The sequence below is a fragment of the Ochrobactrum soli genome, from assembly GCF_003664555.1.
Taxonomy (GTDB): Bacteria; Pseudomonadota; Alphaproteobacteria; order Rhizobiales; family Rhizobiaceae; genus Brucella; species Brucella teleogrylli.
On sequence record NZ_RCHH01000026.1, the window covers coordinates 21308 to 38310 of the forward strand.

Sequence of the window (17003 nt, forward strand, 5' to 3'; positions counted from 1 at the left end):
CCCTGGTACAAGCGTCATTGGTCCAACATGCCAACCACATTGGTGAATTTAGTGTTGTTCACTTTTTAAACACCCAAGCCCGTGAAAGAATGAAAAACAATACCGTATATGACGTCATTGCCACCACCTGTGGCATTAGGACTTGGTATTGAGCCAGCGGTAACGATAGATGCAATACGTAGACGTTAACGGCATAACAGATACCGAAGGCTACGAGAAAACGAAGGGTTCTTGTCCAACTGCTTTCGGATCTGAATGTCCATTTCATGTTTCCAAAGTAGCTATTTACAAGTCCGGCAACGTATCCAGCGGCATTGGCTACAAACGGGGAAGCTCCTAGCCATGTCAGAACCGCAATAACCAGAAGCGTGATGAACGTGTTGAGTAAACCAACCAATCCAAACCGCCCGAATTGCATTATCACATTCATTGCGCGCCCGTTAGAATTCGTTTGATGCTGCTTCTGACAGTTGTTAAGCAACTGGACAAGCGAATTTCGGGGCTTAATATGATTTTTATTTCCATTGTCGTGCCAGTTTATTCTGGGGAGGCTTATTTACGGCAGCTCTGCGAGCGCGTGGCTCGTGTACGTTCGAAGCTGACCGACACGGGTGCGCCTTTTCAGGTGTCCGAGTTGATCTTCGTGGAGGATGGGGCGAAGGATGCGTCTGGTACGATCATTGATGATCTAGGATCTGAATTCGATTGGGTAAAGCCCCTTCATTTGTCACGGAACTACGGACAGCATGCGGCCACTGTCGCGGGCATTATGAAGAGCACCGGCGATTGGGTGGTGACAATGGATGAAGATCTGCAGCATCCTCCCGAGGAGGTTGAGGGCCTTTTGGAGAAAGCTGTTAAGCTGGGTAGCGATATTGTTTACGCAAACCCGGAAGAGGCTGTGCATCAGAGTTTTTTGCGTGATTGGACGTCGAAAACTTTCAAGTCTTTGATGGTCCGTCTGAGTGGCAATAGAAACATCACTGTATTCAATAGCTTTCGGCTTATTCGTGGCAGCGTAGCTCGTGAGGCTTCGCAGGCATGTGGCCATAGCACCTATTTCGATATGGCCCTTTCGTGGTTTACGCAGCGGGTCTCAAATGTCACGATGCTTTTGAAGGATGACCGATATATCGTAACTGGAAAGAGCGGTTACAATCTCAAAAGTCTGTTCAGCCACGCCCGCCGTCTTCTATTCTCAACGCAAGTGAAGGCTTTGCGCATTGGAAGTGCGGTAGGTGGATTGGCTGTATGCCTCGCATTTCTTTTCTCATTTGTTGTGATCGTGACTAAGCTTATTGATCCGTCGATGATGCCTGTGACCGGATGGGCCTCACTGATGATTACGATCATGTTCTTCGGTGGAGTATCCATTTTCCTCACAGGATTAGTAATCGAGTACATCTCGATTCTCATTATGGATACCCACGGAAAGCCGCTTTACAATTTTGTCGACCGTAGTTCTGACAAGATATTGGCGGGCTACTTTCGGGGCAATTCAGCGCCTCAAGAATAGAAACATGCCAGTGACAGCTGCGATGGACGTATAGCCAAGGAGCCATGGTTGCGTTTGTCGATTGCCAGGCCTCGCTAGTGTCTGATTCGGTCTCACATAATAGAACGGATAGAAATGAGCCGAGCAGAAGATGGTTTGTCACCCGCGGCCAATCGTTCTGGCAGGCGAAGCTTGATTTTTTTGTTGCCGATAGAGGAGTTGTTCGCCTCTTCGATCTGCATGTCGCTACTCAGCACGCCAGTGAAGAAATAGAAGGAACACCCATTCACCATGCTCAGCAGATTTGTCTTGCACGGGTTGACCTGCCACTGAAGTTAGAGCTGGCTCGGGAAATCTGCACAGCTAGGATAAGTGGAATTTCCGCCTGACTTCAGCTTAAATGCTGGGAACAGGAGATACCATGACGAGACGACCGCGCCGGAACCATAGTCCGGCTTTCAAGGCCAAGGTGGCGCTTGCCGCGATCAGAGGCGAGCAGACGCTGGTGGAATTGTCCCAGCAGTTCGACGTGCATGCCAATCAGATCAAGCAGTGGAAAGAACAGCTTCTTGAGGGGGCGACAGGCGTTTTCGGCGATGGAACCAAGGCCGAACCGTAAGCGGGTAGGCTACCCCACGTATCTTTCGTCGGTGTGATGGGCGATTTTCTGCATGAATCATGCGGAGAATCCTATGAGCGACACTGTGAATCAGCCCCGGACATTCGAGGTTTTGACGGCGGAACCCGTGCGAAGCCGACGGCGGCCGCGTGACTGGTCGGATGACGAGAAAGCGCGGATCGTGGCTGCGTCGTTGCAGCCCGGGGCCAACGTCTCGGCGGTTGCACGGTCTGAAGGACTGGATCCCTCGCAACTTTATGGATGGCGTCGTAAGGCGCTTGCATCTGGTGTTGTTTCACCGGTAACAGCGGGACCGGCCAGTCCGGCCAGGTTTGCACGGGTTGAAACGACGAGTAGCGCTTCGATCGATATTGTTGTCGCCGACATGGTAGTTCGCGTCGGTTCAGCCTTCGATCCGGATCACCTGGTGAAGGTTCTGAGGGCGGCTCGCAAGGCATGATTTCCAGCGGTGTGGTGGTTTATGTGTCCTGCCAGCCCGTCGACTTCCGCAAGGGAGCCGCTTCCCTGATGGCAGTTGTCCGTGATGGCGGTCTCGACCCGTTCAATGGAGCGCTTTATGTCTTCCGGTCAAAACGTGCCGACCGGGTCCGGATTGTGTGGTGGGATGGAAGTGGCGTTTGCCTTTATTCGAAAACGCTTGAGGACCGTGGCTTTTGCTGGCCGGGCCTGTCAGTTGCGAGGATACGTCTGGACCATTCCCAGCTCATGGCTTTGTTGGCCGGAATGGACTGGAAAAAGATCCGCCCGAACAGGACAAGACGCCCTTTGCTGACGGGGTGATAGCGCCTGCGGCAAGATGATTCATGATGCTGTAATGGTTGGGAAAACGGCCGCTTTTATGCTCTACTCAGCCTCATGGATTTACCGCTTCACGATCTGCCGGATGACGTTGACGCACTGAAAGCCATGGTGCTCGCGATGGCACGTGAGCAGGCTGAAAAGGAAGCCCGGTTGAAGGCTGCTGAAGCTGAGATTGCCCGGCTGGAGGCAGTGGAGAAGAGCGCCAACGAACGGATTGCCAACCTGACATCCATCATGAAGGTTTTGCAGCGCACCCAGCACGGCCGGCGCTCTGAACGATTACGCCTTGGTGTTAGCGATGAACAGGTATCGTTTGCTTTCGAGGAAGTGGAAACCGGTCTCTCGGCAATCCAGAGCGAACTTGACGATGCGGCCAGGGACAAGCCGAAACGGGCATCACGTCCGCGCAAGGGTTTTGCGGCCCATCTCGAACGCATTGAGGAAGTCATCGAACCGGAGATTCCAGCTGGTTGCGAGGGGCTGGAAAAGGTCCTGATCGGCGAGGATCGCTCGGAACGCCTGGACGTCGTGCCCCCGAAGTTCCGGGTTATCGTGACACGTCGCCCCAAATATGCATTCCGGAACCATGATGGTGTGGTTCAGGCACTCGCGCCTGCACATATTATCGAGAGTGGTCTGCCGACAGAGCGCCTGCTCGCCTATATCGCCGTCTCCAAGTACGCCGATGGCCTTCCACTTTACCGTCAGGAAGCAATCTATTTGCGTGATGGGGTCGAGATCAGCCGGAGTTTGATGGCGCAATGGATGGGGCATCTGGGCTTCGAGCTTCAGATATGCGCTGATTATATCCTGGAGCGGGTCAAGAAAGGTGAAAGGGTCTTCGCCGATGAGACGACCTTGCTACCCTGGCTCCCGGTTCGGGAAAAGCCACTAAGGCATGGCTTTGGGCTTATGCACGCGATGATCGCCCCTATGGTGGGAGCAGTCCACCAATGGTGGCCTATCGCTTTGAAGACAGTCGGGGCGCAGAATGCGTGGCGCGGCATCTTGCCGGGTTCAACGGAATCCTGCAGGTGGACGGATATGGCGCCTATACGAGCATGATCAAGGCGCAAGCCAAGGCTGGGCGCAACGAACAGATACAGCTCGCAGGCTGCTGGGCACATCTGCGCCGCAAATTTTACGATCTGCACGTCAGCGGGATCTCGCAGGCTGCAACAGATACGGTCATCGCCATGACCAAATTGTGGAAGATCGAGGATGAGGTTCGCGGCAAGAATGCCGACATCCGCGCCGCGTTCCGTCAGGAACAGTCCGAAACCATTGTCGCCCGCCTCTTCGACCTGTGGGAAAAGGAACTGGGTAAAGTCTCGGGCAAGTCCAAAACCGCCGAGGCGATCCGCTACGCGTTCACCCGGCGCGAGGCTCTGGAGCGCTTCCTCACCGATGGCCGGGTCGAAATCGATAGCAACATTGTCGAGCGTGCGATCAGACCACAGACAATCACGAGGAAAAACAGCCTGTTTGCCGGAAGCGAAGGCGGTGGACGGACCTGGGCTACACTGGCCACGCTTCTCCAGACATGCAAAATGAACAGCGTCGATCCGCTCGACTGGCTATCCCAAATACTAAGCCGCATCGCTCAAGGCTGGCCTGTAACTGAAATCGAAGCCCTTATGCCTTGGAACTTCAAGTCTAACGCCATCGGCTGACCGCTTACGCCGAACCTGCCGGTCCAACCGTTGATGTCAAAACGCTTCATGCCAAGATTGGCGAACTGACGCTGGAGAACGATTTTTTGTCCGGTGCGCTCGGCAAGGCGGGATTGCTGAGCGGAAAGAAATGATTGACCGCGAGCACAAGCTGTCCGTCGTGCGTCAGGCGAAGCTTCTCGGCTTCAGCCGTGGCAGTGTCTATTATTCGCCGCGTCCGGTGTCTGATGGCGATCTGGCTCTGATGCGCCGGATCGACGAGTTGCATCTCGAATACCCGTTTGCCGGAAGCCGGATGTTGCAAGGGCTCTTGAGGGGAGAAGGGTTACAAACCGGTCGACTACACGTCGCCACGCTGATGAAGAAGATGGGCATCGAGGCGATCTACCGTCGCCCGAACACGCCGAAACCAGCGCCGGGGCACAAGGTCTATCCCTATCTCCTGGGCAAGCTGGCGGTTACCAGACCCAATCAGGTCTGGGCGATGGACCTGACCTATGTTCCGATGGCTCGCGGATTTGTCTATCTCTGCGCCGTTGTGGACTGGTTCAGCCGGCGTGTTCTGTCGTGGCGACTGTCGATCACGATGGAAGCCGACTTCTGCATCGAGGAGGTTGAAGAGGCGCTTGCCCGCTACGGTAAGCCGGACATCTTCAACACCGATCAAGGATCGCAGTTCACATCCATCGACTTCACGGCGGTGTTGAAGAAAGCTGAAATTGCCATCTCGATGGACGGCAGAGGCGCTTGGCGGGACAATGTCTTTGTCGAGAGGCTGTGGCGCTCGATCAAATACGAGGAGGTCTACCTCCATGCCTATAAAACCGTGTCTGAGGCACGCGCTGGCATCGGCCGTTATCTGACCTTTTACAATAGCCGACGTCCACATTCATCGCTTGACCGGCAGACGCCGGATCAGGCTTACTTCAACGCGCTGACGCCAATGATGGTGGCGGCATAATCGAGGCGGAAATCCACTTAGCGAAACGCCCGAAACTGTTCAAACAAACCGAGCCACCTCTTAGGAAGCACTTTTTTGCCGTACACGATGCTCAATTTTCTGACGCGTTCCATCCGTGGGTGATATTTTCGATAGGATGAGCGTTAGTGATATCTGTCGTCGTCGTCGCTGGATTGTTTTTCTTTATCAGGCGCTGATCAAGCCGTAACTTGATCGGGCCGCCACCTTGAGTGTCGTGTGACCGCGCATGTCCCACAAATTACGACTACCTCCCCTTACAAAACGAACTTCTTTATACTATTGAAGCTTCGGGCATCCGAAAATAAGGGCTACTGGGGCGGGAAATGACGTTTGACATTGATTACCAGGTGTCGCCCAAAAGGATTATTACATCCGTTTTGGCTGGCGCTTTCATAAGCACAATATTCCTATTAGTATTTTATCCTGGCTTTCTCTCAAATGACAGCATTTTTAGCTGGAAGCAGGCCGTAAGCCAACACTATGACACAATCAAACCGCCGTTGATGGCGCTTATCCAGCGGATTTTTTACCTATTTTCTCCATCAGGTGAAGCGACAATTGCCAGCTTTTCTTGGGTTCAGGGTACGCTTCTTTGGTCTGCCATATTCATGGCGATAGCGCTGACAACTAGAACATGGAGAGCGCTTATCGTCTGCTCTTTACTTATGCTTTGTCTGATGCCGTTATGGGTGCATACAAACGTTCACTGGACCGATATGTGGGTATTTGCGTTCGCTTATTTCGGTCTTTTCTCATTTTTTGAGCTATTTCGATCCGGGTTTGTTAGCACCAAATGGCTGCTAACAGGAAGCCTGTTCTTCTTTATCTCGATAAGTATTCGATATAACGCCGTGTCGTCCCTGCCGCTTGTTGCGGTAGCATGGTACTTTTATCTACAAAAAAGACGAGCGCTGAAAGCTGTTCCTCGCGTGTTTTTATCGACAATGGCGTGCGTCGTCATCATCATAGCTTCTAAGGCTTTTCTCCTAATGCCGGGCGTTGAGGAAAAGCCATCGATGATAAGATTTGCGTTGTACAACCAGTATCTGGGTACAATTGTTAACTCCGATCCTGATGTAAGGGAAAAGCTAATAGCTCAGGAAAAGCCTTACTATGATGCTGCTTTTGGTGAAGGCACTTTAGAAGCCTCGATACCTCTGTATCTCTTTAGCGGAAACGGCGCGATGTTCTGGCCGAAGGACGCACTGATCGGATTTGGCAACATCATGAATAACGGTCAGTTTATCGTTGACCGTTTACCTCACGTCGTATGGCAATCTCCAAAAGGGTTTATGCGTCATAAGATGAAATACATCACTGGACAGCTCAACAACTCGGCTGAGTACTTTCCTATGCATCCCTATGTTGATAAAAACATTTTCAATGTATTCCTATCGCCTAAAATCCCTGGATATGAATGGACAGTTTCGACGCTGACCGCTCTGAAAACATCCTTTATTTTCAAGCATTGGCCCGCTCTGCTGCTCGGGCTTGTGGCTCTCGTTATGAATTGGCGCCGTCAGAACATATTACTTCTTACAATTTACATCTTCGGCGTTCTGTATGCGGTCCCGTACATGGTTTCGGAAACAGGTTTGGAATGGCGTTACCTGCTACCCTCATACATTTCAGGATATCTCGTATTCTTCGTAGGAACATATTCATTCATTGAAAGCTTTTTTAAAAAAGGCTCTCATCAATCCGTTAAAACTAAGCGACTACAGGATCACCAGCAAAACTAGTCACTAATTGAACCGTGGGACAGTCTTTGATGCTGGAGCTACGCCGCCAATATTAACGACGTAGCTAGAGCCACCAACACTAACGCAGTAGGCCTACCAAACGTCCTAATCTGCGTAGAAGCTTATGTAGAAAGGGTAATTTCTGCACTTGCGCGGACATCGCATTCACAATACGAATTACTTTACGGCGCTCGAAGGCTTCGATTTGTTTCTGCAACTCCATTACGCGTTCGATACCTACTTTTGCTGGGTCGCCACCCAAACTTGTTTCAGACCGACAATGTCTCTGAAGTTGGAGTGTTTCGAAACGAGATAACCCGTTGGTTGTCTGATAAAGACGGACCTGTCCTGGCCACTCTGAATATGTTCGCGCCATGGAATTCTTGCGGACGCGATACAAGCAGGTGACGGTCGGAATAAGCTCTATCCGCAGTCCGTTCGCCAGAATATTGAGAAAGAACGCCCAATCCTCATACTTTGCCTTCGAACCAGCGTTCCAGCCGCCCATCCCTCTTGCATGACTGACCCTATAACCAGAATTTGCGTGGCCAAGATCATTTCGGGTTTGCGACGTCACGAATCCATCGCCCATTGGCCGGTAGACATATTGCCCTTTATGAAAGGGACGGTTGAAATCCGTTCCGGCGTCAAAGGCAGCTAGATAGGGTACAGCAGCTGCAGCCTGAGGGTTTCTGCTCATAGCTGTAACGATTGTCTTAACCCAATCGTTGAGCGGGATATCGTCGGAATCGGCATTCAATATGAGATCAGTTGTGCACGCGGACAATGCGGTATTTCTGGCGCCTGCCAAACCGCAATTATACGCGTGATCAATAATCCTGAACGGAATATCGAGATACCTTTGAACGGCTTCCGCCATATCGGTTCGGCTCTTATAATTAGACGCGTCATTGACGATTATCACCTCGCTCGGGCGGAGCGACTGTTGATTGAGAGCCTTCAGCAATTCGATGAATTCCGAAATCTCGGTGTTATAGAATGGGATCATCACTGTTGAACTAAGGAGTTCAACAGGTTGACTGGCAACCGGTATATATCGTTGATTTTCGGAGACGCGATTCCCGCGCCTCAGATCTTCTACGAGTGTATCGCGGATGCGCGCCTTCTTCTCGTTGTCCCAATCCAAAATTTCGCGAATTTTGTAGCGCAGCGAATCTGGTGACAGGTCTGCCAAACACTCGCGCCAGTCTTTATCTCGGAACATCTCCGGAATGCCCCCTGCGTTCCCAGCCAGAAGCACACCGCCATTTCCAATGACATCATAAACAGCGAGTGGGAAATTATCACCACGATAAGGTTGAACAAACAAACTGTCAGATCGGTGGCCCTGAATATACGAAACCAATTGCGCGTGATCAAAGCCAGTGTGGACCGTCAGCGCGAAGTGGTGTTTGAGCACCCTCTCGTGCTCATATCCCGTATCGGGCCCGCGTCCAATTAAAGTTATTTCTTCAATGCCCTTTGCCTTTAGTTCCTTGCAGAAACTATCATCCAACGATGCGCAGAATAAATCGAACCCCTTCATCGGGATAAACTTTCCGACGAATACGATGCGCTTCACATTGTCGAACGGAGAACTATCAATTTTGATATTCGTATATCGATAGGGGCAGATTATAATTTTGCTATCGTCAATCTGGATGCCAGACTGAACGTAAAATTTCCGCAGAAACTCTGAAGGGAACACGACAAAATCAGCAAGTTCGATGCTAATCTTTTCCCTAACCGCATATATCTGAGAATCAGCCCCCATCCATGTTTGATTGGCATTTTCGAGATAATGCTGATTGCCGTGACAATGAGCGACGATTGTAAGGGTATCAGGAAGTACCCCCGCCATTTTCGCTTGCGCGATACGCATCCCTATACCCAAGTATTCTTGAAAGTGTATCTCTCTCATATCTGGGCACAGAAACAGAAATTGGGTGGCGGCCTGCAGCAACACGTCAGCAGTACCGATTTCTCCAATCTCTGATACGTCGATGACACCCGACGGGCTCAAAACGACGTCGCCGTTCTGAGTTTTTTCCTTGTCGAAGTCGAAAGCCGCTAGAACAGCAGAACCCTTGGTCGAACGATGCCAATCCGCCACAAAGGTGCCTATCCCTCCGCTAGCTATCAGACCGGGATACTCCGTTGTGATCATAACAGATGTTACATCGACGGAATTAATCCCATAGCGCGCTAGCGTCCCCGCATAGAATTTCGCGTCAAATGAAATGTCCGCAAGTATAGTGCTGGCCGCCTCGTCATGTTCATTCGCGCCAATATTTCCGATATTTTCAACATGAAAACCGGATGCCATCAAGAGATTGCGAAGTTCTCCGGCGGTCCATTCTCGCACATGTGCCGGATTGGCCGGCTTAGCCGTCAACGATTGATACCCCAGACGGGATCTGTCGGGAGTCGACAAAAAGCACCTGCTCTTCGGGTTCCCTGACAATAACAGTCTTATAAAGGCCAGAAGCGGCCGAGGGTCTGGTATATGCTCAATAACGTCCGCACAAATTATGACTGTTGGAACATCATTACGAAATTTCTTCGCAACATTGAGAACCTCGTTCCATGACGTAAGATCGCACTCGACGTGAGATGCTTCCGCGTAGTTTTCAATGGCCGCAGCCAGTGATCCTTTGAAATCCACAGCGAACACGTCAGAACCGGTGCCGGAAAACAGACTTTTGAGTTTAAGGGCACTGCCACACCCGATGTCGATGACACGCTTTGCATCTATGGATTCCGCATAGGACTTAGCTGAATGATATGTATCCGGCTGCCATATAATGTCGGATGTCAGCCCATCATTGAAAATATCGTTGATGATTCTAGCTTCCGCATTTACGCCAAAATTCCACTGAGGCGTACACACATAGGGATGCGGTTGATTAAAATTGTCATAATCACGCTTATCAAAGTGTCCAGGCAGGGGCATTATAAACTTTTCTGCGGGCATATCTGACCTTTAATAAAAACACACCCCAGTCTGACGGCACGGAGCTTTGCGTTGGATGACAGCCACTTGTTTGATTCGATCTGTGGCGTTAGGATACGTTTATTGCGTACGCCCTCAAGGATCAATTATGGAATATACCACCCGGCCTTTCACGAAAGAAGCGATACAAATTGCATATGATGAATTGGCCAAAGAAATTCAATATCTGAGACAAACTGGCTCAAGCCACCCAGAATACCTAAGAACGGCTCAGTTTCCCATAGAGGTCCAGACTGAACTATCTTCTATTAAAGATGAAATAAACATGTTGCATGCAAGAGTCATTGGTCTGATTTAGTTGCTAACTTCGCGTTTTGAAACAGTCTTATTTCTTGTGATCTGTAATTGACGGTGCCCCACCCACACCGGGTGGAGCCAAGGTCTGGACCATCAGCTTAAGAAAGACATGCCTCTAAGCGGAGATTTCCGCCGCCAGACGAATATCGTACAGACACCACGCCAGTTGTTGACGATATATCAACTACAGCTTGTGCAAATCCGCCCTTTACATACGTGGGTATCGAATGACCTGCCACTGAAGTTTCATCCGGCTGCGATTAGAGCCTCGGCGGTTTTTGATACGCCACATGGCGTGATGGGAGCAACCGGCGGAAAGGCGAAGCTTCCAAATTGCGTAGCGTTGGAGCCGGTTGCGGCGATGATCCCTGCATAGTCTGCCGGGGTCTGGTATCCGAGCGATGAGTGGGGCCGGAAATTGTTGTAATCGTCGGCCCATTCGGCAATGGCGCCGCGGGCATGATCGAGACCAAAGAACAGGCGCTCGTTGAGTAACTCGTCGCGCATGCGGCCATTGAAACTCTCGACATAGCCGTTTTGCATCGGTCTTCCCGGCGCGATGTAGTGCCACTCGATCTTGTGATCCTTCGACCAGGCGAGGATGGCATTTGAGGTCAGTTCGGTCCCGTAGCACCTACGGAAGGAAGAGTTGGAGCCACCTCAAACAGTGCGCGCAGCTTTTTTGCTGCAAGCGCGCACCGTTTGAGGTGGCCATGGCCAGTCGAAGTAGCTCTAGAATGTGAGTGTTCACAACTCATTCCGGAGAGACCAACAATGACCAGTCAGAATTCTATGCCTGCCGATGCCGTGTTGGTAGCCATCGACATTGCCAAGGTTCGCAATGAAGTGTTGATCGAAGCACCCGGCCATAAACGCCGCCGTCGATTGTCTGTTCTCAATACGCGTGCAGAACATGACCATCTGATCGAGATTTTGCAATCCTATGACCGACCGGTGGTCTGCGCCTTTGAGGCAACGGGTAATTATCATCGTCCGATCGCCTGGCGGTTGGTGGAAGCCGGCTTCGAAACGCGATTGGTGTCGTCGCTGGTGCTTGCCCGCACGCGAGAAGCCTTGCACAACTGTTGGGACAAAAACGATCCTAAGGATGCGCAGGTGATCCTGCACATGTTGAGGATCCATTCGACGCAGGTTTATCACGATCCCTTGCGTGCTGGCATCAACGACGTTCAGGAATTGTCGAAGACACACGAAGCCATTGCTAACGCCAAGACCGAGATATAACATCGCATCCCGACGCATTACGCCGTTGTCGCGCATCCGGTAGAAATGGTACTGCACCGTCGTAAACGGCGGGAATTCCTTCGGTAATTGCGCCCATTGGCAGCCGGTTGTCGCGATGTATTGGATTGCGTTCCACAATATGCGTGGATCATGCTCGCGCGGACGGCCGACTTTGCCCATCGGCTGCAAAAGCGGCGCAACAACTGCCCACTCATCGTCGGTACAATCGCTTGCATAGCGCAAGCCACGTCTGGCATAGTCTCGCCGGGCGGTTTCAGTCCAGGCCATGTGATCCTCCGTAGTCTTGGTAAACCACAGAGAATCATAAACTCCTGAAATCGCTCAACTTAATTTTCGGTTCGGCTCTAAATCGAAGTATAATATGATCTGAATCTCTTCATTCGATGTGCCTTCTTGGTTCTCTGCTGTAAACTAAAATAATCTAAGCCCATTAGTTCTATAAAAGGTCACGGCGGACTGGATGAACATTTTTATATGCCAGTGCCCCTTCTTCGAAGCATGCCCCCCCGCATGTACTACTCGTATCGTTGGTACATAAGCTGTATCGGCAATTTTTATCGATCTTAGGGAGATGTCAAAATCTTCAAAATATAGAAAATATTTATCGCTGAAGCCGCCCGTATTTCTTAAAGTAGTACCTCTGAAAAACATGAAACATCCGCTCACTATGGGAGGGTTCCAAAAGACGGCGTTTTGTGTTTCGGCCTGCAATTCATATCTTGCCAAGCGCGCAGAGAAAAACGAGCGAACTAGCTTGGGCGCAAAGCCTCTCAGAAGTAAGTCAAATACCGCCGGATAGCGTTTGCATAAATACTGTCGTTGCTCATTGGGCCATGTGGCACGAGGGCTCAAGAGGCCACAATTTTCATGAGTTCTCATAAAGGCAACTGCATTTATGAGCGCATCAGGATCGAGCTGAATATCTGGATTTAAAATCAGATGAAACTCACCCGTCTGGCAAATCGCGAGATTATGGGCCCTCCCGAAGCCGATATTTCCCTGTCCTTGAATTAGGGTAACTGGTAATTCGGGATAGAAACGCAGCAAAAAGGAGGCGACGTCTTTGCGAGAGGAGTTATCCACAATCGTAATTGAGAATGCGTTGGGTGGAAGCGCCTTCAGCGCAGTTCGTAGGCTATCCAGCGTTTTCTTAAATTCTTCTAAGTCGGGATTAAACGTAACGATTGAAATAGTTAGCAATGGCTGGTTATTGATTTTAGGATCAGCAGCTGAAAAACCATAGGTCATTCTTTGTGTTCTCGGTTCGCCAAATGGGTCTGACGGTCGTCAAAAGGAAGCCATTATCTTAGGCACGAAATGTGCTTATATGAACGAAGCGAAAGAAGTAAGATGATAGGATGTGAAATCGCATGAAGGGGATTATTCTCGCCGGTGGTAGTGGTACCAGATTGTACCCTTTAACAATTGCTGTTTCAAAGCAGATTCTGCCGATTTATGATAAGCCGATGATCTATTATCCCTTGAGTGTGCTCATGCTCGCGGGCATTCAGGATATTTTGATCATCTCGACGCCGCACGACTTACCACTTTTTCAGAAATTGCTCGGCGATGGCTCTGAGTTCGGAGTGAATTTCTCGTACGCCGAACAGGCGCATCCCAATGGTCTTGCTGAAGCTTTCATCATCGGTAGAGAGTTCATCGGCAACGACAGCGTTGCCATGATTTTAGGCGATAATATCTATTTTGGTGATGGTCTTTCAAAACTGTCTCAGCTTTCGTCGCAACCAATGAAGGGGGGAACTGTTTTTGCTTATCGGGTTGATGATCCGCAACGTTATGGTGTGGTGGAGTTCGACAGCAGCACCGGTAAAGCGGTGTCCATTGAAGAAAAGCCTGCAAAACCCAAGTCAAACTGGGCTGTTACGGGCCTCTATTTTTATGATAATCACGTGGTCGATATTGCCCATTCAATCACGCCGTCCGCACGCGGCGAACTGGAAATAACCACCGTTAATAATGTCTATCTCGAACGAGGTGAGTTAAATGTTCAGCGCTTCGGTCGCGGTTATGCTTGGCTCGATACCGGTACGCATGACAGTTTGCACGAAGCGTCGTCATTTGTTCAAACGATCGAAAAGCGGCAGGGCATCAAGATTGCTTGTCCAGAGGAAATCGGCCTGGATAAAGGTTGGCTGAGCAGTAATGCGGTGTTGGAACGTGCGACCAAGCTTGGTAAAACCGAGTACGCAGCATATCTGCGTCGACGTGTTGATGAACTAGGAAAATACTAATGGAAGTCCGCCCTTTAGGTTTAGATGGTGTTGTTGAGATACTTCCGCGAAAGTTTGGTGATGATCGTGGTTTTTTTTCCGAAACCTACAAGGCCAAGGCGCTTAGGGATGCGGGTATTGACTTCAATTTTGTCCAAGACAACCACTCCTTTTCGGCGGCCAAAGGGGTAGTACGTGGTCTTCACTATCAGTTGCTGCCATTTGCTCAGGATAAGCTGCTCCGCGTTGTTCGCGGCGCAATTCTCGATGTTGCGGTCGATATTCGCAAAAGCTCACCGACTTTTGGTCGGTGGGTCGCGCAAGAAGTCTCAGCTGAAAAGTGGAACCAAATTTTGGTGCCGAAGGGGTTCGCGCACGGCTTCATGACGTTGGTTGAGAATACAGAAGTTCTCTATAAAGTAACGGATTACTATTCTCCTGAGCATGATCGCGCAATCCGATATGATGACCCCGCAATAGGCATAGATTGGCCAATTTCCGCTTCCGGTATACAAACATCGGATAAGGATAAGAATGCGCCGTTGCTTGCCGATGCAGAAGTTTTTGCTTAAGGAATGATATGAATATTCTCGTCACTGGCGGTGCAGGTTTCATCGGTTCGGCTGTATGCCGTCATCTGGCCGCTGATCCGAAGGTTAATGTTATCAATCTGGACAAACTGACCTATGCGGGCAATCTCGCATCGCTGCGTCAGATCGAAAACCATCCGAACTATAGTTTCCTGCAGGCCGATATCTGCGACGATAATCTCATTCTGGACACGCTGCGTTCGAATGTTGTCGATGTCGTCATGCATCTGGCTGCCGAAAGCCATGTTGATCGTTCCATCGACGGTCCGGCAGCTTTCATCGAAACCAATATCATCGGCACGTTCCGCCTGCTCAATGCCGCTCTCGCCTATTGGCGTGAACTGCCGGAACCGCGCAAGTCGAACTTCCGCTTCCACCACATCTCGACCGATGAAGTGTTCGGCGATTTGCCGTTCGACAGCGGCATTTTCACGGAAGAAACGCCCTATAAGCCATCATCGCCCTATTCGGCATCGAAGGCTTCCTCCGATCATCTGGTTCGCGCATGGCACGAAACCTATGGTTTGCCGGTGGTTCTCTCGAACTGCTCGAACAATTACGGGCCATTCCATTTCCCGGAAAAGCTCATTCCGCTTGTCATTCTGAACGCGCTCGACGAAAAGCCGCTGCCCGTTTACGGGACAGGGGCGAATGTGCGCGACTGGCTCTATGTCGAAGATCACGCCCGCGCGCTGGCGTTGGTGGCGACGACCGGTAAAGTCGGCGAAAGCTACAATATCGGCGGACGCTCGGAACGCACCAATCTCAATGTAGTGGAAACGATTTGCGCCATTCTCGACAAGAAGCGCCCGCGCGCCAATGGCAAGAAATACGGCGACCTGATTACATTTGTAACGGATCGCCCGGGGCATGATCGCCGTTACGCCATCGATGCCTCGAAGATCGAGCGTGACCTCGGATGGACCCCGCAGGAAACTTTCGAAACGGGCCTTGAGAAAACCATTCAGTGGTATCTCGACAATGGCTGGTGGTGGGAGCCGATCCGCAGCGGCACTTATGCTGGTGAGCGTCTGGGCGGCGGTCAAACCAAAACCGGTGCGACCAAAGCAGGTGCGGTATGAAGATCATCGTCACCGGGCGGGAAGGGCAGGTCGTTCAGAGCCTTCTGGAAAAGGCCGCAGAGCGCTCGGATCTTGAAGTAATTGCGTTGGGAAGGCCGGAACTTGATCTGGCAGACCCCGAAACGATCCGCAAGGCGATCGTCAATGTCAAGCCGGATGTCGTCGTTTCGGCTGCGGCCTATACGGCTGTGGATCAGGCCGAGGATGAGCCGGAAATCGCCTTGGCGGTGAATGCGGCTGGTGCTGCCGCTGTGGCCGAAGCGGCGAAGGCCTGCGGTGCGCTCGTCATTCATCTGTCGACGGATTATGTTTTCGCCGGCGATAGCAATAGGCCTTATGTGGAGACCGATCCAACCGGCCCTCGCAGTGTTTATGGCAGCTCCAAGCTTGAAGGCGAAAGGCTGGTTGCTGAGGCCCATCCGCAGCATATCATTCTGCGCACGGCCTGGGTTTACAGTCCGTTCGGCAAGAATTTCGCCAAGACGATGCTGCGCCTTGCAGAAACCCGTGATGGCCTGTCAGTCGTGTCCGACCAGTGGGGCAATCCGACTTCCGCGCTGGATATCGCCGAAGCCGTCATTCGCGTGGCGGATCATTTGGCGGCAAAGCCTGATTTTTCTGGCTATGGCATCTATCATCTTGTTGGTACGGGCGACATCAGTTGGAGCGGTTTTGCTCGCGGGATTTTCGCTGAAAGCGCTAAGCAGGGCGGCCCGACCGCTGAAGTGACGGATATTGCGACTGCAGAGTATCCGACCAAGGCGACGCGCCCCGCCAATTCACGCCTTTCTACAGAGAAGTTCAGCGCGACATTTGGCTGGACCATGCCGCATTGGCAATCGTCACTAGGGGATGTGGTGGCAAGGCTGGTTTAGCGAAACTTCTCGGATTCCATCGTTGGCCAGTATCACGTGATCTTTTAGTTCTGCGGAAACTGCTATCCCACAACAATGTCGGCGGGGATATCTTCCCGATCCGCTCAGAAAAAAGGTCGTTTGGCTACAAATTCGAGATACATGCAATTACTTGATTGCGACTTTGTTTTATTGGACTAAATCCGGTCCACAAATGGAAGATGATTGCATCTATCGGAGCGACGCATGTGTGGAATTATCGGTATTATCGGCAAGGATGAAGTCGCGCCGCTTCTGGTCGATGCTCTGAAACGACTGGAATATCGCGGTTATGACT

General features: G+C 51.1%; 13 protein-coding genes and 6 pseudogenes. 13 read left to right on the forward strand and 6 right to left on the reverse strand.

Annotation, left to right across the window (positions count from 1 at the left end; genetic code table 11):
• Positions 1-58: 58 nt before the first annotated feature.
• Complete coding sequence (locus tag D8666_RS24660; protein ID WP_121539536.1) at positions 59-430, reverse strand: GtrA family protein; 372 nt, start codon at positions 428-430, stop codon at positions 59-61.
• A 24-nt stretch (positions 431-454) separates the two neighbouring features.
• On the opposite strand from D8666_RS24660, the gene D8666_RS22750 reads away from it, so the two are divergent.
• Positions 455-1516, forward strand: coding sequence for a glycosyltransferase family 2 protein (locus D8666_RS22750; RefSeq protein ID WP_121539537.1), 1062 nt, complete (start codon positions 455-457; stop codon positions 1514-1516).
• A gap of 92 nt (positions 1517-1608) precedes the next feature.
• On the opposite strand, the gene D8666_RS24590 is transcribed toward D8666_RS22750, so the two are convergent.
• Positions 1609-1737, reverse strand: a complete 129-nt coding sequence (locus D8666_RS24590) for a hypothetical protein (RefSeq protein WP_268967065.1) — start codon at positions 1735-1737, stop codon at positions 1609-1611.
• Between the two features lie 179 nt (positions 1738-1916).
• On the opposite strand from D8666_RS24590, the pseudogene D8666_RS22755 reads away from it, so the two are divergent.
• The 6 genes and pseudogenes from D8666_RS22755 to D8666_RS22785 form a co-directional block, all read left to right on the forward strand.
• Positions 1917-2105, forward strand: a pseudogene (locus tag D8666_RS22755) (transposase); the annotation flags it as partial.
• Positions 2106-2187: 82 nt separating this feature from the next.
• A complete protein-coding gene (locus D8666_RS22760) occupies positions 2188-2574 on the forward strand; it encodes a transposase (protein WP_121539538.1) in 387 nt (128 codons plus the stop codon).
• A complete protein-coding gene (gene tnpB / locus D8666_RS22765; protein WP_100649048.1) occupies positions 2571-2915 on the forward strand; it encodes an IS66 family insertion sequence element accessory protein TnpB in 345 nt (114 codons plus the stop codon). The genes D8666_RS22760 and tnpB overlap by 4 nt, the downstream gene beginning before the upstream one ends.
• 75 nt (positions 2916-2990) lie before the next feature.
• Positions 2991-4609 (forward strand): annotated as a pseudogene (gene tnpC / locus D8666_RS22770) (IS66 family transposase).
• A gap of 23 nt (positions 4610-4632) precedes the next feature.
• A pseudogene (locus tag D8666_RS22775) lies at positions 4633-5570 on the forward strand (IS3 family transposase); the annotation flags it as partial.
• 344 nt (positions 5571-5914) lie between these two features.
• On the forward strand, positions 5915-7333 hold the full coding sequence (locus D8666_RS22785; RefSeq protein ID WP_121539539.1) for a hypothetical protein: 1419 nt from the start codon (positions 5915-5917) through the stop codon (positions 7331-7333).
• Between the two features lie 79 nt (positions 7334-7412).
• Here D8666_RS22785 and D8666_RS22790 read toward each other — a convergent pair whose 3' ends face one another.
• Entirely contained in the window at positions 7413-10286 is a 2874-nt protein-coding gene (locus D8666_RS22790; protein WP_167836172.1) for a glycosyltransferase, read from the reverse strand.
• 148 nt (positions 10287-10434) lie between these two features.
• Between D8666_RS22790 and D8666_RS22795 the strand changes: the two genes are divergently transcribed.
• Entirely contained in the window at positions 10435-10644 is a 210-nt protein-coding gene (locus D8666_RS22795) for a hypothetical protein (protein ID WP_121539541.1), read from the forward strand.
• A gap of 245 nt (positions 10645-10889) precedes the next feature.
• Here the strand turns inward: D8666_RS22795 and D8666_RS22800 are convergent.
• A pseudogene (locus D8666_RS22800) lies at positions 10890-11270 on the reverse strand (integrase core domain-containing protein); the annotation flags it as partial.
• Positions 11271-11417: 147 nt separating this feature from the next.
• On the opposite strand from D8666_RS22800, the pseudogene D8666_RS22805 reads away from it, so the two are divergent.
• Positions 11418-11885 (forward strand): annotated as a pseudogene (locus tag D8666_RS22805) (IS110 family transposase); the annotation flags it as partial.
• 18 nt (positions 11886-11903) lie between these two features.
• Here D8666_RS22805 and D8666_RS22810 read toward each other — a convergent pair.
• A pseudogene (locus D8666_RS22810) lies at positions 11904-12176 on the reverse strand (transposase); the annotation flags it as partial.
• Positions 12177-12320: 144 nt separating this feature from the next.
• Positions 12321-13157 (reverse strand): glycosyltransferase, encoded by an 837-nt coding sequence (locus tag D8666_RS22815; RefSeq protein ID WP_121539542.1) that lies wholly within the window; start codon positions 13155-13157, stop codon positions 12321-12323.
• 122 nt (positions 13158-13279) lie between these two features.
• On the opposite strand from D8666_RS22815, the gene rfbA reads away from it, so the two are divergent.
• From rfbA to rfbD, 4 genes are read left to right on the forward strand one after another with little or no spacing between them, the layout of a single operon-like run.
• On the forward strand, positions 13280-14161 hold the full coding sequence (rfbA, locus tag D8666_RS22820) for a glucose-1-phosphate thymidylyltransferase RfbA (RefSeq protein WP_121539543.1): 882 nt from the start codon (positions 13280-13282) through the stop codon (positions 14159-14161).
• The gene (gene rfbC / locus D8666_RS22825) at positions 14161-14712 is read left to right on the forward strand and encodes a dTDP-4-dehydrorhamnose 3,5-epimerase (protein WP_121539544.1); all 552 of its coding nucleotides are present in this window, start codon (positions 14161-14163) and stop codon (positions 14710-14712) included. The genes rfbA and rfbC overlap by 1 nt, the downstream gene beginning before the upstream one ends.
• Positions 14713-14720: 8 nt before the next feature.
• Complete coding sequence (gene rfbB, locus D8666_RS22830; protein ID WP_121539545.1) at positions 14721-15812, forward strand: dTDP-glucose 4,6-dehydratase; 1092 nt, start codon at positions 14721-14723, stop codon at positions 15810-15812.
• On the forward strand, positions 15809-16687 hold the full coding sequence (gene rfbD / locus D8666_RS22835; protein WP_121539546.1) for a dTDP-4-dehydrorhamnose reductase: 879 nt from the start codon (positions 15809-15811) through the stop codon (positions 16685-16687). The genes rfbB and rfbD overlap by 4 nt, the downstream gene beginning before the upstream one ends.
• The last annotated feature ends 316 nt before the right edge of the window (positions 16688-17003 follow it).